The organism is Desulfallas sp. Bu1-1, from assembly GCF_015594625.1.
GTDB lineage: Bacteria > Bacillota > Desulfotomaculia > Desulfotomaculales > Desulfallaceae > JADNRQ01.
Genome location: NZ_JADNRQ010000001.1, coordinates 1 through 22,432, shown reverse-complemented (window position 1 = coordinate 22,432; position 22,432 = coordinate 1). Strand labels below are relative to the sequence as shown.

Annotated in this window: 22 protein-coding genes and 1 rRNA gene; 9 read left to right on the top strand and 14 right to left on the bottom strand. The window is 44.3% G+C overall.

Annotated features, from left to right (window positions below; translation table 11 throughout):
• Window positions 1-29: 29 nt before the first annotated feature.
• A complete protein-coding gene (locus IT084_RS00115; protein ID WP_195710040.1) occupies window positions 30-716 on the bottom strand; it encodes a CvpA family protein in 687 nt (228 codons plus the stop codon).
• A 189-nt stretch (window positions 717-905) separates the two neighbouring features.
• The gene (locus IT084_RS00110; RefSeq protein WP_195710038.1) at window positions 906-1,847 is read right to left on the bottom strand and encodes a hypothetical protein; all 942 of its coding nucleotides are present in this window, start codon (window positions 1,845-1,847) and stop codon (window positions 906-908) included.
• 253 nt (window positions 1,848-2,100) lie between these two features.
• Between IT084_RS00110 and yyaC the strand changes: the two genes are divergently transcribed.
• Complete coding sequence (gene yyaC / locus IT084_RS00105; protein ID WP_195710036.1) at window positions 2,101-2,700, top strand: spore protease YyaC; 600 nt, start codon at window positions 2,101-2,103, stop codon at window positions 2,698-2,700.
• Window positions 2,701-2,759: 59 nt separating this feature from the next.
• On the opposite strand, the gene IT084_RS00100 is transcribed toward yyaC, so the two are convergent.
• From IT084_RS00100 to rpmH, 12 genes are all read right to left on the bottom strand, one after another.
• Window positions 2,760-3,665: a YkuS family protein gene (locus tag IT084_RS00100; RefSeq protein WP_195710034.1), complete on the bottom strand. Its 906-nt coding sequence runs from the start codon at window positions 3,663-3,665 to the stop codon at window positions 2,760-2,762.
• Window positions 3,666-4,134: 469 nt separating this feature from the next.
• A complete protein-coding gene (locus IT084_RS00095; RefSeq protein ID WP_195710031.1) occupies window positions 4,135-4,827 on the bottom strand; it encodes a DUF554 domain-containing protein in 693 nt (230 codons plus the stop codon).
• Window positions 4,828-4,863: 36 nt separating this feature from the next.
• A complete protein-coding gene (locus IT084_RS00090) occupies window positions 4,864-5,727 on the bottom strand; it encodes a ParB/RepB/Spo0J family partition protein (RefSeq protein WP_195710029.1) in 864 nt (287 codons plus the stop codon).
• Entirely contained in the window at window positions 5,720-6,481 is a 762-nt protein-coding gene (locus IT084_RS00085) for a ParA family protein (RefSeq protein WP_195710027.1), read from the bottom strand. The genes IT084_RS00090 and IT084_RS00085 overlap by 8 nt, the downstream gene beginning before the upstream one ends.
• Window positions 6,482-6,697: 216 nt before the next feature.
• Entirely contained in the window at window positions 6,698-7,411 is a 714-nt protein-coding gene (gene rsmG / locus IT084_RS00080; protein ID WP_195710025.1) for a 16S rRNA (guanine(527)-N(7))-methyltransferase RsmG, read from the bottom strand.
• Window positions 7,411-9,306, bottom strand: coding sequence for a tRNA uridine-5-carboxymethylaminomethyl(34) synthesis enzyme MnmG (mnmG, locus tag IT084_RS00075; protein ID WP_195710023.1), 1,896 nt, complete (start codon window positions 9,304-9,306; stop codon window positions 7,411-7,413). The genes rsmG and mnmG overlap by 1 nt, the downstream gene beginning before the upstream one ends.
• A 9-nt stretch (window positions 9,307-9,315) precedes the next feature.
• Window positions 9,316-10,698, bottom strand: a complete 1,383-nt coding sequence (gene mnmE, locus IT084_RS00070) for a tRNA uridine-5-carboxymethylaminomethyl(34) synthesis GTPase MnmE (protein ID WP_195710021.1) — start codon at window positions 10,696-10,698, stop codon at window positions 9,316-9,318.
• A gap of 57 nt (window positions 10,699-10,755) precedes the next feature.
• Entirely contained in the window at window positions 10,756-11,376 is a 621-nt protein-coding gene (jag, locus tag IT084_RS00065; RefSeq protein WP_195710019.1) for an RNA-binding cell elongation regulator Jag/EloR, read from the bottom strand.
• Window positions 11,373-12,035 carry a YidC/Oxa1 family membrane protein insertase gene (locus IT084_RS00060; protein WP_395879298.1) on the bottom strand — a complete coding sequence of 221 codons (663 nt, stop codon included), beginning with the start codon at window positions 12,033-12,035 and terminating at the stop codon, window positions 11,373-11,375. Before IT084_RS00060 ends, jag begins: the two co-directional genes overlap by 4 nt.
• Before the next feature lie 47 nt (window positions 12,036-12,082).
• The gene (yidD, locus tag IT084_RS00055) at window positions 12,083-12,292 is read right to left on the bottom strand and encodes a membrane protein insertion efficiency factor YidD (protein WP_195710761.1); all 210 of its coding nucleotides are present in this window, start codon (window positions 12,290-12,292) and stop codon (window positions 12,083-12,085) included.
• 1 nt (window position 12,293) lies between these two features.
• Window positions 12,294-12,641: a ribonuclease P protein component gene (rnpA, locus tag IT084_RS00050; protein WP_195710017.1), complete on the bottom strand. Its 348-nt coding sequence runs from the start codon at window positions 12,639-12,641 to the stop codon at window positions 12,294-12,296.
• Window positions 12,642-12,695: 54 nt separating this feature from the next.
• Window positions 12,696-12,830 carry a 50S ribosomal protein L34 gene (rpmH, locus tag IT084_RS00045; protein WP_195710015.1) on the bottom strand — a complete coding sequence of 45 codons (135 nt, stop codon included), beginning with the start codon at window positions 12,828-12,830 and terminating at the stop codon, window positions 12,696-12,698.
• Between the two features lie 344 nt (window positions 12,831-13,174).
• Between rpmH and dnaA the strand changes: the two genes are divergently transcribed.
• The 8 genes from dnaA to IT084_RS00005 form a co-directional block, all read left to right on the top strand.
• Entirely contained in the window at window positions 13,175-14,509 is a 1,335-nt protein-coding gene (dnaA, locus tag IT084_RS00040) for a chromosomal replication initiator protein DnaA (protein ID WP_195710012.1), read from the top strand.
• 195 nt (window positions 14,510-14,704) lie between these two features.
• Window positions 14,705-15,808: a DNA polymerase III subunit beta gene (gene dnaN / locus IT084_RS00035; protein WP_195710010.1), complete on the top strand. Its 1,104-nt coding sequence runs from the start codon at window positions 14,705-14,707 to the stop codon at window positions 15,806-15,808.
• Between the two features lie 19 nt (window positions 15,809-15,827).
• Window positions 15,828-16,040 (top strand): RNA-binding S4 domain-containing protein, encoded by a 213-nt coding sequence (locus IT084_RS00030; protein WP_195710759.1) that lies wholly within the window; start codon window positions 15,828-15,830, stop codon window positions 16,038-16,040.
• Between the two features lie 13 nt (window positions 16,041-16,053).
• On the top strand, window positions 16,054-17,160 hold the full coding sequence (gene recF, locus IT084_RS00025; protein ID WP_195710008.1) for a DNA replication/repair protein RecF: 1,107 nt from the start codon (window positions 16,054-16,056) through the stop codon (window positions 17,158-17,160).
• Window positions 17,161-17,409, top strand: coding sequence for an extracellular matrix regulator RemB (remB, locus tag IT084_RS00020; protein WP_195710006.1), 249 nt, complete (start codon window positions 17,161-17,163; stop codon window positions 17,407-17,409).
• A 51-nt stretch (window positions 17,410-17,460) separates the two neighbouring features.
• Complete coding sequence (gene gyrB, locus IT084_RS00015; RefSeq protein ID WP_195710004.1) at window positions 17,461-19,377, top strand: DNA topoisomerase (ATP-hydrolyzing) subunit B; 1,917 nt, start codon at window positions 17,461-17,463, stop codon at window positions 19,375-19,377.
• A 135-nt stretch (window positions 19,378-19,512) separates the two neighbouring features.
• On the top strand, window positions 19,513-21,954 hold the full coding sequence (gene gyrA / locus IT084_RS00010; RefSeq protein WP_195710002.1) for a DNA gyrase subunit A: 2,442 nt from the start codon (window positions 19,513-19,515) through the stop codon (window positions 21,952-21,954).
• A gap of 360 nt (window positions 21,955-22,314) precedes the next feature.
• Window positions 22,315-22,432: ribosomal RNA gene (locus tag IT084_RS00005) — 16S ribosomal RNA — on the top strand; the annotation flags it as partial.

Genomic DNA, 22,432 nt, shown 5'->3' with positions numbered 1-22,432 from the left:
GGATTAAGCATATTTACTTACCACGGCCTTTAAAGGCCACCCGCTGGTGGTAAGCCGGGAAAATGAAGATTGAGCAAATCGAGCGCCTGGCGAACATATGGCATAAAAATTGAGTTTGCGGCAGCACGCCCCAGCATGCCGTTTTCCCCCGCGCCAGCCGGCATAAACTGCTGTAAGAGCATAACTATAACCAGCACGATTAATATTCCCCGGGCCAGGCCCAGGACCAAACCTCCGAGGCGATTCAGGGGTCCGAACGGTGTCACGGCAATAACACCGGAAAATATTCTAAAAATCATGGAAACAACCATAGTAATGGCAATTAATAAAACAATAAATGAAAACAACTCCAGTAACGACAGGGCCAGCTGGTGCGCCAGGTCTGCCAGGCCGGCCGGTATATCCCTCCCCACGGCAGCCCCTTTCTGCATCCCTTTAATAGGCATAAACTGTTTTAGATCAGTTAAGGATAAACTGCCGGCCATTCCCTGTAATAGCGGCTGCGGAAGCCATTTCAATAAAAAGTTCGCCACGCTGTCCCCCCAACCCAACTGCCTGTCGAAATAGAGGGCCAACGAGCGGTGCCAGGTATAGGCTGCAGCTATCCCGGCCACCAGGCCTAACAGCCTGGAAACCCCTGCAATTAAACCGGTTCGCAAACCTTGCAGGGCGGACAACCCGATAATGATCATGAGCAGCCAATCCAGCCAGTTCATTAATTATTTAAATCCCTCCAATGAGTTTAACTTTTCGCTGGTAATATTTTTTTCCCTGCCTGAAAAGGAAGATTAATCCTTTGCCTTCCAAGAAAAAGTGTTGCCTATTATTTTTTGTACTCAGGCAGTTTCTTCCGTTCTTTTCGCAATTTTGATTATTACCTACCATATTATATTACAACCTCAAGATTAATTGTTCCTTTTTATAAAGGCCATCGCCGGTGGCGCCAACAATAAAGCGGCTATGATAACCAATCCGGCGTACCCGAAAACCGGGTATATGGTGTTCACCAGGCGATCGAAATCAACCAGCGAAAGCGGTATGGCCAGCAATGTAACACACAGACCGGCTAATTTATACTTAATGCTCCCCGGGGCGGCTATCCGGGCAGCCAGCCCGTGCGTATTGGCCACCGCAGTGGTTAGTATTGCCAGCCAAATTAATAATCCAATCGGTAATTTAATAGACTCATGAATCATTCCGGCCATGTATATGGTTGGTACCTTATAGGCCAGTATCTTTGGCCACAGGGCAATTCCGGCCAAGCACATGATACCTGCTGTCAACCCCAGGCCAACCCCCCCAATCACTCCGCCGGCCGCCGCTTTTGTAATAGATATGCTTTTTCCCAGTGTCGCCAGCACCGCAAGCACTAACATCATATTATAAGACACATATAATATCCCGGACCAAACCCAGGACCTAAAGATCTTTTCAACCGGCTGTCCCGGATCGGGTAGACAACCGGTTTTATTTTGAGTATGGATTACCAATAAACATAAAATAAAAATAGCAGTAATTTTAACCGGTACCAGAATGGCGTTTATCCAAAGTACTCCATGCAGCCCTTTTAGCATTACCACGCCATTGATTAGTGCCACCAGAGCTATACCCAGCCAGGCGTCAATTTTCAGATGTTCCTCAAATACCGCTCCGCTGCCCGAAAACATTACACTCAAGCCCCCCAGAAGCATCGCCATGCTCAACAAGTCAAAGAAATAACCGGCTTTTTTTCCCAATAATCTATTAATCAAGCTTAAATAATTATTTGTTTTTAATTTAACGGCCAGGTAAAGAATGGAGGCTCCCAGGTAGCTGAACAGTAAGGTAACTAAAATGACCTCACGCAATGCGTTCCCGCCATGGACGATAAAAAATTGCGAAATTTCCTGGCCCGAGGCGAAGCCCGCTCCTATAACAGAACCTATATACATTGTGGCAATCTTTAATATTGAAATATCACCTTGTCTTTCCAGGTTCGATCACCTCCAGCGTTTAGTTGATTGTATGCTTCAATTAACTGATTTTTTACAACAACCGGAATAATGTACCTGGTTTAAGGGAATAAATATATTAATTGTTTGTTTTTAAGGGGTGAAAATAATGGCTGTTTTTAATCAAATTAATCTAAATACTGTGAAGAATAACCGAATTCACGTGGAAGATCCGCTTGCCATAGAAAAAATACATCACGCCGTTATGAAAATGCTGGTTCGGTATAACATCCCCGACAACCGTCCTGTAATTTTACTTTGCATCGGTACCGACAGGTCCACAGGCGATTGCCTGGGTCCGTTGGTCGGTACCCGGCTAAGTTGCGAGCAACAACAACTATTTCAAATCTATGGTACGCTGGATCACCCGGTTCATGCCGGAAACCTTCAGGATTGCCTGGATGAGATTCACAAAAACAATGATGATGTTTTTATCATTGCCCTGGATGCCTGCCTTGGCAATCTTGAAAATGTTGGTTGTATTACCATCGGCGATGGTTCTCTTCAGCCCGGTGCAGGAGTAAACAAATCTCTTCCCCGGGTCGGACATATGTATATAACGGGGATTGTCAACGTTGGTGGGTTTATGGAATACCTGGTGCTCCAAAACACCCGCCTCAATCTCGTAATGAAAATGGCCAATACCATTGTCGAGGGATTGTTAAAGGTGGCCAATGAAATGCGGCACGAAAAAGCCCGGACGGTTTAAACCAAACCCGGGCTTTTTTCGCTTGATTTTTCATATGTCGTCTTTTGCATCAATATGGTTTAGGGGATATTCCGCAACTCATCAATAATTTCTTGGATGCTTTTACCGCTGGCGTCAATTATTTTTTTTTGCGTTCTGATGTCCTGCATATTCATAAAATTGTTTTCCAGGCCCGAAACAACAAATGCATCGGCTTGTTCGGCCATGGAGCTTTCCACTACCCTGTAGCCTTCCTTCTCCAGATTGGTTTTTAATCTTGCCAGATCGTCATCAAGGGCTATTGTTTTCAAACTATACACCTCCTGCTTTAATTGTTCTTTAAAGTCCCCACTTTTATGCAGAAGGTCGATTACTTCTTGATCCGTCGTCTGGTCAAAGTTTTGATAGAACTGGCCCACGGCATAAAAATCTTCCGGCACCAGCGGGCATACCACATCGTCAACCTCTTCTTTAAAATTATTGATTGTGTCAGCGGGCGCCACCGGCACCGCCAAAATTATTTTCCGTGGTGAAAACATTTTTTTAATTGACCTGATGGCTGCCATTACGGTAAATCCGGTGGCTATGCCGTCATCGACGAGAATTATCGTTTTACCCCGGTAATCCGGGTACTCAGCCTGCCCGCGATATTTGATCATCCTGCGTTTAATCTCGGCAATTTGTTCTTCGGCCAGTTTTTGAATCTGGTCTTTATCCAATCGATGCAACGATGCAGCATAATGATTAACCAGTATGGTGCCGTCCTGTGTTACGGCGCCTATAGCCGCCTCCGGATTAAGGGGTGAACCAATCTTGCGTGGAATGATAATATCCAAAGGCAACCCGAGTTTACCGGCCACCCTGGCGGCTACAACCACACCACCCCGGGGGATGCCCAGCACTACTGCGTTTTGTATATTTTTTCCCGCCAAATTTTCCGCTAGGATATCGCCAGCCCCGGCACGGTCCCGGTATTTGTTCAACATCTTCACCCCCGTATCAGCATTCTTAAATTATAAAGAGATTGCCAATAACTAATACAATTTAATATCCACATTTATTATGTCAAACTTATGATATTAAATCCCCTGTTTCCACGGTATTTAGTAAAAAACATACGCCCTGTTTTAACTATACCAGAACATGTGTTTCTTAATAAAAAATAATCCACCCTTTCCCGTGGATTCGTGTGGATTATAATATTGATTTCGCTGCAAAAACCGTTACTTGTATCTGGCGCTCCGGCGGTTTTTTCCGTTCGTTTCACAATTTTACTTTTGAAGACGGTGAAGCTTGTAGTTAACGCTTGCAACTCACTGCCTAACTACTTCTTCACGCCCCAAGGGGTCATGACTCTTTGGATATGACAGGCTAGGGACCGCATCCAGTGCTCCACTCACTCCAAAAATCCGCCGGATCGCCTGCCGCTGTGGTGTTTTTGCAGTTGAATCAATGTTAAATAAAATTTAATTTCTGGGCAAAGTAAGCTAGAGGTATCACTACGATTACAGCCGGCAGCAGGTTCCCAACTTTTATTTTTTTAATCTCCAGTATATTTACAGCAATGCCGATGATCAGCAAACCACCTGTGGAAGTTAACTGGCTGATAACAAACGGGTTTAAGATATCTTTCAGGGTAGAGGCTAACAAAGTAATAGTTCCTTGATAAACCAGCACGGGCAATCCCGAAAACAATACCCCGATGCCCATGGTGGAAGCAAAAAATATTGCACTGACGCCGTCCAGAAGAGATTTAGCCAGAAGGGTGTTCGGGTTTCCGGTTAACCCATCTTCAATTGAACCCACAACCGCCATGGCCCCGACACAGTAAACCAGGCTGGTTGTCACAAAAGCCCGGGCAACATCCCCCCCGTCACCGCCCATCTTGCTTTCCAGCCATAATCCCAATTTTTCCAATCTGTATTCTATTTTTAATAATTCCCCGCACACTCCGCCCAGGGCCAGGCTGATTATTACAACCAGCAGCTGGCTTGCCTGTAAGGACATTTGAGCGCCCACCAAAAATACAGCCAAGGCAATTCCCTGCATTACCGTACTTTTTATCTCCGGCGAAATACCTCTTTTAAGTGTTACCCCGATTATAGCACCCAAACCAATGGCAACCACGTTGACAATTGTTCCTGTCATAAAGATTTCTCCATTCAATTGTTTCACGTGAAACAATTAACTGATTTTTAGTTTGTTTATTAAACGAATCAATTCTGTTCGGTTGTTGTATTCAATAATCAATTTACCACTACCTTTGGAATTGTTTTTAATCTTGACAGTTTTTCCAAGCCTTTCTGCAAGTTCCCTTTCCCAAATCAAGCATTCCTGGTCGGTTTGTTTTTTCTGTCTTTCCTTACCTTTACCTTCAATATATTTTCTAACCATTTCTTCAGTTTTACGTACGCTTAACTGTTGTTTTATAATTTTTAAAGTAAATTTTATTTGTGTTTCGCTATCTTCCAGGGCCACCAATGCTCTTGCGTGACCGGCAGATATCACACCCTCCGCCAGCATTTCCCTGATTTCCGGTGGTAGCGTCAATAATCTTATCATATTTGCGATAAAAGACCTGCTTTTACCCACCCGGTTCGATAATTCCTCCTGGGTGAGACCGTAGCTGTCCATTAACTGTTTATAGGCATTTGCTTCCTCTACAGCGTTTAAATCCTCTCGCTGTATATTTTCGATCAATGCTGCGGCCGAAGCCTCAAGATCATTGTATTTTCTTATTATTACCGGCACCCGATCCATATTTAATTTTTTGCATGCTTGCCAGCGTCTTTCACCGGCAATAATTTCGTAACTTTTATCATTTTTAGGTCTGACAATAATCGGCTGAATCAACCCATGCGTTTTTATTGATTCCATTAATTCTTCCAGACCCTTTTCATCTATTTTTTGCCTGGGTTGATTTGGATTTGGTTTAATCTGGTCTAAGGATATATGTTGTAACTCATTTTCCATATTGCCGTTTTCAACGTTTTCTTGCACCGGTATAAGCGCGGATAAACCCCTGCCCAACCCTCTCCTTTTAGTCAATCCCCATCACCTCACGCGCCAGTTCTTGATATTGTTCGGCCCCCCGGGACCTGCGATCGTATAACATAACTGGTTTTCCGTGGCTTGGCGCCTCGCTTATTCTGACATTTCTGGGTATAATACTCCTAAATACCTTATCTTTAAAATGTTTTTTTACTTCGTCAACAACTTGAATGGATAAGTTTGTTCGCCCATCATACATGGTTAAAACAACGCCTTCCAACACCAAATCTCTATTCATTCTTTGCTGAACTAGATTAATTGTGTTCATTAGTTGACCAAGTCCCTCCAGCGCATAATACTCACACTGTAAAGGTACAATAACCGAATCCGCCGCTACCAGTGCGTTGACAGTCAGCAACCCCAGCGAAGGAGGGCAATCGATAATGATGTACTGGTAATTTTCTTTTTGTTTACGTAATATATTTTTAATTAGTACTTCCCTGTTTTCCATACCGACCAGTTCAATTTCCGCCCCCGCCAGTTCGATAGATGACGGAATTAAATCAAGATTCTCGATGATGTTTCGAATTATAATATCTTCAATGTCCACATTACCAAGTATTAAATCATATATATGTTGTTCCAGTGCGTCTTTATTAACGCCCAAACCACTGGTTGCATTCCCTTGCGGATCAATATCAACAAGCAATACACCGCACCCCAGCATAGCCAACGACGCCGCCAGGTTTACCGCTGTTGTTGTCTTGCCCACACCCCCCTTCTGGTTGGCTACTGCGATTATCTTACCCACTTTATGCACCCCTCGGAGGCTGTATTTCCATAAATTTTATTCCACATCAATATCCAATCTTCCTTCCCTTTTATTTGCAACAAAAAAACAGGGATACACTCACCCCCTGCCCTATTTTAATAATTGAATCCTTCTATGTTTAATTGGTTGTTTACATCACACATGACTATAGATCCTCAATTTATGAATTACATATTGCAAAGGTTAATTTAATTTTTAAAGCGGATTTTTCCTGGGTTTACCCGCCTTGCGCGGGTACTTTTTCGGCGTATTTTTTACTTTTCTGATGGTGATGATGACCCTGGGGTCACCGCTGACCGGCAGTTTATCATGCCTAATGTTTTCCACCTGACCGCCCAGTACATTGATCGCATGCCGGGCCAAGATAATTTCTCCTGTTACGCCGGGTCCTTTGGCAGCAATAAAAACACCACCCGGCTTAACAAATGGCAGTGTATATTCAACCAGTACCCGCATCTCCGCTACCGCCCTGCTGACAGCGACATCATAACTTTCTCTGATTTTTCCGGCCAAGTCTTCCGCCCTTGCGTGTACTGTGTTAACCCCTTTTAAACTCAGCTTTGTAATAACTTTATTCATAAAATCAACTTTTTTTCTAACTGCGTCAACCAGTAAAACCTCAATATCCGGCCGGTATATTTTTGTCGGCAGACCTGGAAAACCAGCTCCGCTGCCGATGTCAATCATGGAAATATTAAAAAAATATTTTAATTCCCTGCTGATCATTAATGAATCCAGGAAATGCTTTTCCGCCACTTCTTGCTGTTTCGTGATGGAAGTTAAATTATATTTTTTATTTTCCTCCAGCAACAGATGGGAGTATTCCTCAAACTGTTCCAGCATTTCCTCCGTAATGTTCAATCCCATTTTTTCCGCGCCAGTTACTATGGTTTGTTTAAATATATTCATTACCCGGTATCTCCACCTGCTATATTGCGCCTGTTCTTTTCCAGGTACACCAGTAATACTGAAATATCCGCCGGGTTGACCCCGGAAATGCGCGAAGCCTGTCCAATTGATACAGGTCTTATTTTTTCTAGTTTCTGCATTGCCTCGACCGCCAAACCTCTTACCTTTTTATAATCAATATCGGGCGGTATTTTCATTCCTTCCATCTTTTCAAACTTTTTAATTTGTGACTCCTGCTTTTTGATATATCCTTCGTATTTAACCAGTATTTCCACTTCCTCCATGACTTCCTCGTCCAGCTGCGGGTGCTCCAAGGGTAATTTTAAAAGGTCACCGTATTCTATTTCAGGTCTTTTTAATAAATTAGCCAATGTTGTACTTCCCTGCACTGGAGACGATCCTTTTGTCTTCAGAATTTCATTCATTTCGGGGCTCACTACCACCATGGTACTTTGAAGCCGTTCAATCTCCGCTTCAATTGCTTTTCGCTTGCTGATAAAACGTTTATAGCGTTCCGGGGTTACCAGGCCGATCCGGTACCCGCGTTCAGTTAATCTTAAATCGGCATTATCCTGGCGCAACATTAAACGGTATTCCGCCCTTGATGTAAGAAGACGATAAGGCTCGGTAACACCCTTGGTGACCAGATCATCAATCAATACCCCGATATATCCCTCCGACCGTGAAATAATAAACGGCTCTTCCCCTTTTAAATACATGACAGCATTAATGCCTGCGATTATACCTTGCGCCGCGGCTTCCTCGTAACCGGAAGTACCGTTAATTTGTCCAGCCGTAAACAAACCGTGGATCGCTTTTGTTTCCAGCGATAATTTAAGCTGGCTTGGGTCGATATAATCATATTCAATGGCATAGCCGGGCCGAATAATTTCAACATTCTCCAACCCCGGCAATGTTCTCAACATGGCTACTTGAACATCCTCAGGAAGACTTGTGGACATCCCCTGGACATACATTTCATTAGTCCATCTCCCTTCAGGCTCGATAAATACCTGATGTGCCGGCCTGTCGGCAAACCTGACGACTTTATCTTCTATTGAAGGACAGTACCTCGGTCCTACACCCTCAATAAATCCACTATAAAGAGGCGAACGGTGCAAATTTTCCCTTATTATCTTATGTGTCTTTTCATTACTATAGGTAAGCCAGCACGGGATCTGTTCCCTGTCCGTTACATCCGAAATAAAAGAGAAATTAAGTAATTTTTTATCTCCCGGCTGAATAGTCATCTTGTTAAAATCAATGCTTCTCCTATCTACCCTGGCCGGTGTCCCTGTTTTAAATCTACCCAGGGTAAACCCCAATTCCTTGAGGCTTGCCGATAAATTTATTGAGGGAAAATACCCGCTGGGACCGCCCGAGTAAGCCAGGTTGCCGATTACTATCCGTCCCCTCAAATAGGTGCCCGTGGTGAGGATTACAGCTCCGGCTTCAAAAACCGCACCGGTTTGTCCCACCACTCCCACAACCCTGTCACCACGCACCAGTATTTTCTCCACCATTACCTGCTTGATATCAAGATTCTTCTGGTTTTCCAGCACCCACTTCATGTTCACGTGATAAATCTTTTTATCAGCCTGGGCACGCAATGCCTGCACAGCCGGTCCCTTGGCGGTGTTCAACATGCGCATCTGGATTGCCGACCGGTCCGTATTAAGCCCGATCTCCCCGCCCAGCGCATCTATTTCCCTGATCAGCTGACCTTTGGCCGGTCCGCCCATGGCGGGATTGCACGGCATCATAGCAATATTATCCATATTTATTGTCAAAACAAGTGTTTTCATACCCATCCTGGCGGCTGCCAGCCCCGCCTCGCAACCGGCATGTCCGGCCCCCACAACCACTATGTCGTATTTTCCAGCCAAATATTCCATATCTCCACCTCACTTTCCAATACAAAACTCTTCAAATATTTTATCCACGATATTTTCCGTTATAGCAGTGCCGTTGATTTCACCAATCGCCTGCCAGGCGCCACGGATGTCCACGGCTATCAAATCCAGGGCCAATCCGGATTTTATTGCCGCCTGCGCCTCTTTTAAGTTTTCCAGTGCTTTCTTAAGCTGGTTTTTATGTCTGACGTTACTGACCAGAGTACCATCCCGTGGCACAACCCGCCCTTGGGTCACAAGGTCATATATTACTTTTTCCAGATCATCTATTCCCGCTTCCTGTGTGGCAGATATTTCCACCAGTGGCCAACCGGGCAACACCCCGCTAAGCTTGTTTTTTAAATCCGTAGGGTGTTTAAGATCGATTTTATTTAATATTTTAATTCCTTTTTTTTGCTTAACCAGATCTATTATTTCCTCGTCTTCATTACTGAAACCCGTCTCCGCATCAAAAACCAGCAGCACCAGGTCAGCCTGATCAATGCTTTCCCTGGTTTTCTGTACGCCTATTTTTTCAATAACGTCCTCCGTCTCCCTGATTCCTGCGGTATCTATAATCCTTAACGGTATACCGTTGATATTCAACACTTCTTCAATAATATCCCTGGTGGTGCCGGGTATATCGGTAACAATGGCCCTTTTTTCCCTCAGTAATACATTTAGCAAAGACGATTTACCGACGTTCGGCTTGCCGGCAATAACGGTTTTCAGACCTTCCCGGTATATTTTTCCCGTTTCCGCACCCGCCAGCATTTTCTCAATTTCCTGCCTGATTGATTCCACCCGGTTATAAATATCTTCCACATCATATGCATCCACATCATCTTCCGGAAAGTCGATGCTGGCTTCAATCAAAGCAGTGATTTGCAACAACTCCTGTTGGATGGCATTAATTTTTTTGGACAACCCCCCCTTGAGTTGCCCCACGGCCAAGCGCAGTGCATCATCGGTGGTAGCCCTGATAATATCGATAATGGCCTCGGCCTGAGCCATGTCCAGTCTGCCGTTTAAAAATGCCCGCTTGGTGAATTCACCTGGTTCGGCCAGACGCGCCCCAAGGGAAAGAACAAGTTCCAACGTTTTTCGCAGCGGCAATATGCCGCCGTGACAGTTTATCTCCACCACATCCTCCCTGGTGTATGTATGGGGCGCCCGCATCACGCCCAATAAAACCTCATCTATAATTTCATTATCCTCCGGGTCGTGAACATACCCGTAGATCAACCGGAAGTTATCTTTTTTTAAGTCGCGCTGTTTATAAGGTTGAAATATTTTTTCCGCAATCGAAATCGCTTGCGGTCCACTAACCCGGACAATACCGATACCGCCTTCACCCAGGGGTGTGGAGATGGCGGCTATGGTGTCACCAATCATATGCTACCTCCATATTTTTAAAAAACCCAGCCTTTTTCCGGCTGGGCTTATTTTACTCTATTTTTTGGGAGCAATGATTATTTTTCTGTATGGTTCTTCTCCCTCACTAAAGGTATAAATATCTTCCCTGTCCTGCAAAGCGGTATGGATAATTCTTCTTTCCATCGAGTTCATCGGTTCCAGCACCACATTGCGACCGCGCTGCCTGGCTTTGTCGGCCAACTTGTAGGCCAACTTTTTTAACGTTTCCTCACGCCGCTTGCGGTAGCCTTCAATATCGATTAATATCCTTTTTCTTTTTTCCATGTTTTTATTGGAAGACAAATTAACAAGGTACTGCAGCGCGTCCAGCGTTTCCCCCCGTCTGCCTATCAGTATTCCCAAATCGGGCCCGTTAATATTAATCAGTATCTTTTCATTTTTTTCATTCACTTCAATATCCACGTTCAGGTTCATGGTTTGCATAACTTTTTCCAGCAACTCCCTGGCCCTTTCCGATGGACTGTCCTTTTTCATCACCCGAACCCGTGCGGGCTTGCCTCCCAATATTCCGAACAACCCCTTGGTGGGCTCCTCCAATACTTCAACTTCCACTTGATCCCTGGTTAAATTCATCTCTTTTAACGCGCTTTCAACCGCCTCATCCACTGTTCTACCGGTTTTTTCAATGTAATTCACTTCGAAGGAGCACCCTCCTTTATCTGCTCTACTTGCTTATTGACCAGAATCTGTTGAGCATAACCCAAAATATTAAATGTCACCCAGTATAACACCAGCCCGGCAGGAACCGTTGTGCTGATCCAGGCAATGAACACAGGCATCATGTAAAGCATCATGCGCTGCGTTTGATCGGTGGTAGATGTGGTTAGCTTTGATTGCATATAAGTGGTAATACCAGCCAAAACAGGTAGTATATAATACGGGTCATGAGCTGATAAAGTTTTAATCCAGAAAAAACCGGCATGTTGAGGATCTAAAAACTTAATGTGCAACAAAGATCGATACAAGGCAATCAAAATCGGCATCTGGATTAGAATAGGCAAGCATCCGGCCATGGGGTTAACATTGTTTTCCTTATAAACTTCCATAATCTTTTGCTGCATTTTCTGCGGGTCCTTACCTTTGTACTTTTCCTGTATTTCCTTGATTTTAGGTTGAATCTCGGCCATTCTTTTCATAGAAGTCATTTGTTTATGGGTCAATGGAAACAACACCAGTTTAATTAATATTGTCAACAGAATAATGGCCAGTGCATAACTGGGTAAACCAATCGTTACCGTCAGGCCGTACAGCCAGTGGGTTAAAGAAGTCATGCCATCAACAAGCGTTTGAAATATCTCGCCCAAACCATCGCCTCCCTGGGTTGAACCAAATATAAAATAGTTTAAACCGGGTCATGCCCGCCCGGGTGAAAAGGATGGCACTTTAAAATTCTGATGATTGCCTTGAATGATCCTTTAATAAGACCATATTTTTCCATAGCCTGGATTGTATATTCGGAACATGTCGGGTAAAACCTGCAAGTCCGTCCCTTTATTGGTGATATAAAAAGCTGGTAAAACCGGACAACATAAATTAACATTTTTTTCACAATACTAATTTTCCCTTGCTATCTTTTTGTTTATTCTGTACGCCAGATTTTCCACACTATCCTGTATTGAGTTGTAACTTAACTCTTCAATTCCCTTACGGGCGATTAATATATAATCATATCCGTTTAGAAAGAATTCATCGTTTTTTCTGCAAATTTCCTTTAACCTGCGCCTCACTCTGTTTCTTTCCACAGCCTTACCTATTTTCTTACTGACTGAAAATCCAAATCTCTTTTGGCCCAGGCTATTCTTGAGGGTAAAAATTACCGCATAACGATTGGCCAATGAGATACCCTCGTTATAGATTTTTCGATATTCCTTGTTTTTCTTGATCAGGTATTTTTTATTCATAACGGCTTTTCATACCTTATATAATTAGCAAAAGGCCACTTGGATCAAGCGGCCTTACGCTGTAAGCCTTTTTCTGCCTTTTAGTCTTCTTCTCTTGATAACCCTCCGTCCCGCTTTGGTTGACATTCTCTTCAAAAAGCCGTGAACTTGTTTTCTCTGCCTGTTTTTAGGTTGAAATGTTCTTTTCACTTAAACACCCCCCGGCTACTGTCTTTTTCAATTATATAATATTGATACAATTTCTTGGAAAATACTAGGCGTACATACTACATTATATAGTATGCCCTGTTTTTGAGTCAAGCAGTGATTTTTTCCGACTTTCGCGAATGAACACTGCGTAATGCCAAGACAATTGTTATGCTTATTGAATAGATCAGTAAATTTTGGTATCATTTAGCTTAGCCCTTGTATACATTTGACTTATTCACAGCCTGTGGATAAGTATGTGTATAAAATGTTAATATTAATTTCTTTTAGATTTAGACAAAACGTGACAAAATTATTAACAAATCTGTCTGAGGGGGATATACCCATTGTCTTACTCCAGTTTAACCACCATTTGGGAAAAAACCATTACGCATTTAAAAAATCATCTTAATAGTCATTCATACGAAACATGGATCAAGGTAATGAAACCGGTAACTATTAAAAATAGCATATTTTATATCATTGTTCCGGATCACTTTTCCAGAGATTGGTTAAATAACAGCTACGCCCCACTGTTTAGAGAAATTATTCACCAGTATAATCAGTCCATCACTGACGTACAGTTTATCGTGGAAGAGCAGATCAACCAGTTATTAAATAATTTAAACCCCCAGCCGGCAGATTTTGACCTGCAAAATACACCGTTGAATCCAAGATATACCTTTGATAACTTTGTTGTGGGCGACAGCAACAGGTTCGCCCACGCCGCCTGCCTTGCTGTAGCCGAATCTCCCGCCAAGGCATATAACCCACTGTTTATTTACGGCGGCGTGGGGCTGGGCAAAACACACCTAATGCATGCCATCGGTCACTTTATTAAGGATAACAACATGAACAACCGCGTGGCTTATGTAACCTCGGAAAAATTCACCAACGACCTGATCAACGCCATCCGCGAGGAAAAAACTGTTGAATTTAAAAACAAATACCGTAATATGGATACGCTGCTCATTGACGATATTCAGTTTTTAGCCGGTAAGGAGAGAACACAGGAGGAATTTTTCCACACTTTTAACACTTTATATGAAGCAAACAAACAGATCATCATTTCCAGCGACCGGCCGCCAAAAGAAATACCAACCCTGGAGGACAGGCTTCGTTCCCGTTTCGAATGGGGTCTGATAACTGACATTCAGCCTCCGGACTTTGAAACCAGGGTCGCCATTTTGCAAAAAAAAGCCCAAATGGAGAATTTAAATGTTCCAGACAGCGTGATTGCCTTTATCGCCGACCAAATCCATTCCAACATCCGGGAACTGGAAGGTGCGCTAATCAGGGTTGCCGCTTATAGCTCCTTAACGAAAGAAGTAATTGATAGCGATACCGCCAAGGAAATTCTTAAGGATATTCTGCCGGCCAAAAAACCTGTTGAAATTACTATTCCCTTAATTCAACAGAAAGTAGCCGGTTATTTCGGAATTAGGGTTGACGACCTCAAATCAAAAAGAAGAACCCGTTCTGTCGCTTTTCCCAGGCAGGTGGCCATGTATATTTGTCGCGAGATGACGGAAAATTCACTGCCGCAAATCGGTGAACAATTTGGCGGAAGAGACCATACCACCGTGCTACACGCCTATGATAAAATAACCATGGAAATGAAGAACGACGCTACGCTAGCGTTAACTATCAAAAACATTATGGAATCTATTAAACAAAATTAACAGTACCTGTTTATTTTTTTGTGTATAATGTTATTTCCAACTAACGAATTTCACCAATCCCCGGAGAATTTTCTACAACCTTATACACCGGCTTTAGCTTACAATGGCGGGGAAAATACTACTTATCCACCATTTCACTCATACTACTGTTACTACGACTTTAATCTATGAATTTTTCTTGTTCTGGAGGTTATTATGCAGTTCATTGCACCCAGATCCGATTTAAATACAGTTACCCAAATTACCCAGAGGGCCATTTCTTTGCGTAGCCCGTTGCCAATACTATCTTGCCTGTATTTTGAAACCGGCGATAATATTCTTACTGTTACTGCAACCGACCTCGAATTCGGTATTCGCTGCACTTTGCCGGTAACCACTTTGTTAGAAGGTTCGGCGGCCTTACCCGCCAAGTATGTTACAAGCCTACTGAACAAGTTACCTGATATAGATATAAATGTTTGTTGTGATGTTTCCAACAATAACACATCTTTTACCTACGGTGATTCGGAATTGGTTTTAAATGGCTACCCGGCGGATGAGTTTCCAAGATTTCCCGACTTACCTCAAACTCCAGCGCTTAAAATAAAACAAAATGTATTTAAGAGAATGCTGAAAAGAGTGCTGTTTGCTGTTTCCAATGACGAGCGCCGGCCTATATTCACCGGTGTGCATATTCGTTTAAACGAGAAAGGTGTTTTATCCATGGTGGCTACGGACACGCGAAAGCTGGCCGTTTGCGAAGAGAACCTGGAAATACCCCGGGACAGGCTTATAAATGTAATCGTTCCCGGTAAAGCTTTAAATGAGCTTTATAAATTAATTGATGCCGTGGATGATGAATTTGATTTATATCTGACAGAGAACCAGATTTTTTTTGTCATTGGCAATACCTGTTTAATGACCCGTTTAATCGCAGGTCAGTATCCCGATTACCAGGTTGTAATACCCGCCCGTTACGAATGTGAGGTTAAAGCGCCGCTAAACGATCTTCTGGAAGCTGCGGAAAGGGCCTCGTTACTGATTGATACCAAGCGAAACGTTTTTAATATATCTTTTCAGTCACAGGGTTTAATGATCTACTTTTACACCGAATCCGGAAGAATCCGGGAAGAATTAATGGCAGATTTTTCCGGAAATCCTATTGATGTGGGTTTTAATGTGCGTCTTTTTATTGAACTGCTCCGTTCCATGGATTCAGAAAACGTAATTATTAAGCTGAGCGGCCGGGAAAGTCCAGCTTTGTTTCTGCCCGTTGATCAAGAAGGCTATTTTTCCCTTCTGGTACCGGCCGTGGCATGAAAAGGATGCGTGAAAATTGATTCGCAATATCCAGGTCAATGGAGAAATCAGGCTTGATCAATTTTTAAAATGGTCTCGATTGGTTTCCACCGGTGGTCAGGGTAAAATTTTAATTTCTAATAATCATGTCAAAGTGAACGGCGAAATTGAAAACCGACGCTCGCGCAAACTAAAGGACGGAGACTTGGTGGAAGTAACAGATTTGGGCTCTTTTCGTGTTGTTTTCAATTAGGGAGGACTCGTGGTTGATTTTAAAGAGTCTTGACCTGGTTAATTTTCGAAATTACCATAAATTATACTGGAAACCACATTATGGTATTAATGTGATCACCGGTCCCAATGCCCAGGGAAAAACCAACCTGCTGGAAGCTATTTATTTAACCGGTTTGGGGTTTTCCTTTCGCAACAGGGACAGAGATGTGGTAAGATGGGGAAGCGATTTCACCTCCCTTAATGCCACTTACCAATTGCAGAGGTCGCAGGGTTTAAATGTTGATGTGGCATTAACCGTTGATGTTGAGGGAAAGAAAAAGGTCTTGATTAACGGTGCCGAAAACAAGCGGAATCTATTGCCCGGGCGTTTCGGCATCGTTCTTTTTAAACCTGACGATTTACAAATCATCAAAGGTCCGCCATCCCGGAGACGTGATTTCATTGACCAGGACCTCGGATTCATCGATCCTGTCTATCACCGCCTTTTACAGCAATACCGGCGCGTGGTGATCCAGAGAAACAACCTGTTGCGCCTTGGGGAGGTTCACCAGGAATCTTTCCAGGTATGGAACGAACAATTTTATCGCTATGGCGCTGAGGTTTTAGCCAGGCGGTTTAAGCTATTAAAGCAGTTTTTCCCCCTGGTACGGGAGATGTACCGCGGCATTGCCGGTGACGGTGAAGAATTGGATATGAAATACCTTTCCACCACCACGCTTACCGGTGTTAAGGATAATGAACAGTTATTAAAAGATTTCGTAAGGGAAGGAAAAACAAGGGAAAAGGAAGAATTATATAAAAAACAATCCGTTTTTGGGCCACATCGTGATGATATTGTTTTTTTTCTAAACCAAAGAGATGTTCGTTATTACGGTTCACAAGGACAAATCAGGTCCATTGTGCTGGCGTTGAAAACCGCCCAAATCCGGCTGTTTCACCGGGAAATCAAGGAATATCCCGTATTGTTGCTTGATGACGTACTGATGGAACTCGATGAACAAAGGCAAAACTATTTAATGCAACTGGTCAGCGACAAAATTCAAACTTTCATAACCACAACTACATTAACCGATAAAATTATCCGTTTGTCGGACAGGGTATACTTTATAAATAAAGGCATGATGAAGGAGGAAAAATAAATGTTCTTGCATCTTGGCGGTGATGTGATTGTACCGAAAAAGGATATCATCGCTATTTTGGATATCAGGTCCAAGTCTTCCGCCGTGACCAAAGAATTTTTAGAAATTGCCTCTGATGAGGGTTTTATTGTTAATATTTCAAAACCGGGGAATGAAAAAACTTATGTAATTACAAACAACGAAATTTATCTTTCTCCCATCTCCTGTACCACATTAAAAAAGCGTGCCCTGGCGTCTTACCAAATTTAAGAGCTATTATTTCATATTACACTTTTTGCACCTATATAAAAAAATTTAGAAATGGAGGATTCCTTATTGTTGGAAAATAATACCAGATACGGTGCCGAGGAAATCCAGGTACTTGAAGGGCTGGAAGCGGTTCGGCGCAGGCCGGGTATGTATATTGGCAGCACCAGCGCCAGGGGGCTGCACCATCTGGTTTACGAAGTGGTGGATAACAGCATTGACGAGGCCATGGCCGGTTTTTGCAATAAAATAGACGTGATCGTGCATCATGATAATTCGGTAACAGTTGTTGATAACGGTCGCGGTATTCCCGTGGAAAATCATCCCAAAATGGGCATACCCGCGGTGGAAGTCGTTCTGACCATGCTGCATGCCGGTGGTAAATTCGGAGGTGGCGGCTACAAGGTTAGCGGTGGATTGCACGGTGTGGGTGTTTCAGTGGTTAACGCCCTTTCCGAATGGCTGGAAGTTGAAGTGCGCAGGGAAGGTTTTGTCTGGCGCCAGCGTTTTGAACGGGGTGTGCCCGTAACCAAGCTACAAAAAACAGGCAAAGCAAAAAATACGGGTACCAGGGTAACCTTTAAACCTGATCACGAAATATTTGAAGAACTGGAATTTAACCAGGAAACGCTGCTTCAACGCCTTCGTGAACTTTCTTACCTGACTAAAGGCGTGAAAATTACCTTGGTCGACGAGCGTACCGATCAGCAATTTGTCTACCAGCACAGCGGGGGCATCAAGGACTTTGTCGTGCATCTCAATAAAAATAAAAACGTTCTGCACAAACCGATTTACTTTGAAGAAATCAAGGACGACATTATGGTTGAGGTGGCCTTGCAGTATAACGACGGTTTTGTGGAAAACATGTTTTCCTACGTCAACAATATCCATACCGTTGACGGTGGTACCCATGAAACCGGCTTCAAGACGGCATTAACCAGGGTTATCAACGATTACGGCAAAAAATACAATATACTGAAAAACGGTATTGCCAGCCTGCTCGGAGAGGATATTCGCGAGGGTTTGACCATCATTATCAGCGTTAAAGTTCCCGAGCCGCAGTTTGAGGGCCAGACAAAGACCAAGCTCGGCAACAGCGAAGTGCGCGGTGTGGTGGACACAGTGGTATCCGAAAAACTGAGCACTTATTTTGAAGAAAATCCCGCAGTGGCTCGAAAAATCCTTGAAAAATCAATTAATGCCGCTCGGGCCAGGGAAGCGGCGCGCAAAGCCAGAGAGTTGACCAGGCGTAAAAACGCCCTGGAAAGTTCAACCTTGCCGGGCAAACTGGCCGATTGTTCCGAACGCGACCCCGCCTTGAGCGAACTGTTTATCGTGGAGGGCGACTCCGCGGGAGGCTCGGCCAAGCAGGGCCGGGACAGGCGCTACCAGGCCATTTTGCCCCTGCGGGGTAAAATATTAAATGTGGAAAAATCCCGTATGGACAAGATACTGGCAAACGAAGAAATCAGGGCTTTAATTACCGCGCTGGGGACTGGTATCGGCGAAGATTTCAACATAGACAAGGCCAGGTACCACAAAGTTATTATCATGACCGACGCCGACGTGGACGGTGCGCATATCCGCACCTTACTGCTTACTTTCTTTTACCGGTACATGCGGCAGTTAATTGAGAACGGGTACGTTTATATTGCTCAGCCGCCGTTGTACCGGGTGCGTAAAGGAAAAAACGATTATTACGTGTTTAGCGACCATGAACTGGAACAGTTGCTCAATCGCATCGGACGCGAAAAAATATCCATCCAAAGGTACAAAGGATTGGGAGAAATGAACCCGGAACAACTCTGGGAAACCACTATGAACTTTGATTCCCGGACTATATTGCAAGTCAAGCTGGAGGACGCCATCGAGGCCAACCACATTTTTTCCATGTTGATGGGAGACAAAGTGGAGCCACGCCGGGAATTTATTCAGGAAAACGCTCGGGCTGTTAGAAATCTCGATGTTTAAGATGCTTAAGATACGGCGGGAGCAACGTGTTTCCCGCTTTTTTGTTACGCATAATTGTTATAGTATTGCCATACATAAATAAGGAAATTATACTAATAAAGATGTTAAATATTTCTTTTATGAGGTGAAACACTTGTGCCGGCACTGACTGGAAAAGTAATTCCCATTAATATAAACGACGAGATGAAACATTCTTATCTGGACTATGCCATGAGCGTAATCGTGGGCAGGGCCTTACCTGATGTACGGGACGGCTTAAAACCGGTGCACCGCCGGATACTTTACGCCATGCATACCCTCGGGGTAACGCCGGATAAACCTCACCGCAAGTCGGCCTACATTGTGGGTGAAGTTATGGCCAAGTACCACCCTCACGGTGACTCGGCCATCTACGACACGCTGGTAAGGTTGGCCCAGGATTTTTCTTCCCGTTACCCGCTGGTGGACGGGCACGGCAATTTCGGGTCCGTGGACGGAGACGCTCCGGCGGCCATGCGTTATACGGAAGCCCGCCTGGCCAAAATCGCCACTGAAATGCTGGCCGATATTGAGAAAGAAACGGTTGATTTCATTCCCAACTATGATGACAGTGCCAATGAACCGGTGATTCTTCCGTCCCGTTTTCCCAACCTGCTTGTGAACGGTTCCGCCGGCATTGCTGTAGGCATGGCCACCAATATTCCCCCCCACAACCTGTCGGAAGTAATTGACGGGGTGGTAATGCTCATCGATAATCCGGAAGCCGGTGTCAATGATTTGATGCAAGTGATCAAGGGTCCTGATTTTCCTTCCAGCGGGATAATCATGGGCCGGGAGGGCATTAAGTCGGCCTACAAAACCGGCAGGGGCACTATTATTGTCCGGGCAAAGGCCGAAATCGAGGAAACCGGCAAAAAAACCAGCATTATCGTTACGGAGTTACCCTACCAGGTTAACAAGGCCAAACTGGTGGAGAAAATAGCCGACCTGGTCAAGGATAAAAAAATAGACGGCATTACCGATTTAAGGGATGAGTCGGACCGGCATGGCATGCGCATTGTCATTGAATTGCGCCGGGATGCCAATCCCAGGGTGATCTTGAACCAGCTGTACAAGTATACCCAAATGCAGGATTCCTTTGGGGTGATCATGCTGGCGCTGGTTAACGGCGAGCCCAAAATATTGAATTTAAGAGATATCATCTATTATTACCTGGAACACCAGAAGGAGATCATTGTTCGCCGTACAAAATACGATCTGAGGAAGGCCGAGGAAAGGGCGCACATTGTCGAAGGGCTGCGCATTGCCCTGGCCAACCTGGACGAAGTGATTAAAATCATCCGCGGTTCCCGCACGGTGGACGAGGCCAGGACCGGTTTGATGGAAAGATTTAATTTTACAGAATTGCAGGCACAGGCTATTTTGGATATGCGGTTGCATCGTTTGACCGGCCTTGAGCGGGACAAGCTGGAAGCGGAGTATAAGGAGTTAATCAAAAAAATTGAATATTTTCGATCCGTTTTGGCGGATGAAAAAATGGTACTGGCTATAATTAAGCAAGAGATCATGGAAATTAAGGACAAGTATGGAGATAAACGGCGGACGAGCATATCGACCGTTGAAAACATCGATTTCGAAGTAGAAGACTTGATTCTCGAAGAAGATGTGGTGGTGACCATCACCAACCAGGGATATATTAAAAGAATGCCGCTGGATACTTACCGCAGCCAGAGAAGAGGCGGTCGGGGCATTCACGCCATGGGGGTCAAAGAGGATGATTTCCTGCGGCACCTGTTTATCGCCACAACCCATCATTATTTCTTGTTCTTTACAAATAAAGGGAAAGTTTACAGGCTTAAAGGGCACGAAATACCCGAAGCCGGGCGGCAGGCGCGTGGTACGGCCATAGTCAACCTTTTATATATTGATAAAGATGAATATATTACAACGGTAATACCCGTCAGGGATTTTGAGCCCGATTATTACCTGTTCATGGCTACCCGCAATGGAATTGTGAAAAAGACTCCTCTGACCGATTACGACACCTCCAGGAGGGACGGCATTATCGCCATTAATCTGGACGAGGGAGATAACCTGGTGGATGTTTTATTGACGGACAACAGCGGGGAAGTCATTATCGGCACTAAATACGGAATGGCCATCAGGTTCCCCGAGGATGAAGTCCGGCCCACGGGTAGAGTATCCAGGGGAGTTAAAGGGATTACCTTAAGGGAAAGTGACCAGGTGGTTTCCGTGGACCGGGTACGGGAAAACTCGGATTTACTGGTGGTAACCAGCAAAGGTTACGGCAAACGAACCAGGCTTAGTGAGTACCGGGTCCAGTCCCGGGGTGGCATTGGAATTACCAATATAAAATGCACGCACCGCAATGGCCATGTTGTAGCCTTGCAGGTAATCGCGCCCGGTGAAGAAATTATGATGATCAGCGCCGACGGAATTATGATCAGGCTAAAGGCAGACAATATATCTCTATTTGGCCGTGCTACCCAGGGCGTGTTGTTGATGAAATTGGGCGAGGGTGATTATGTTGTGTCAGTGGCCAGAGTGGTTGCCGGGGACGACGGCGGGGAAGATTAATTTTTCCCCGCTTTTTTTATTGACAGTCCAACGCTTGCCGTGCTATATTATAAGTCGTGATTAGGCTGGCTGAGGTAAATTCTATAAGTTACCTCTTGCAATGCGCCGGCCTAAATGATAATATGTAAAAGTCGTCGCGAAACGGCGAAGCGAGACCGGAAAATAGATCTTGACAGTGCCGTTCCGGCATGATACAATTACAAATGCCGCTGAACAAGCGGTGGAAAAAACAACCTGATCCTTGAAAACTAAACAGTGTGAGAGATGGAAAAAAACCTCGTCAAAAGCCAAGAGCTTAAAGAGCGAGAGTAATTCCAAAAGCGAGCAAAGAGATTAAACTCTTTATATAATCTTAAAAAATATATGGAGAGTTTGATCCTGGCTCAGGACGAACGCTGGCGGCGTGCTTAACACATGCAAGTCGAGCGATTTGGTGGTGGGTCGTTAGTGGTTAGTGGTTGGAGTAGAAGGAATTCGC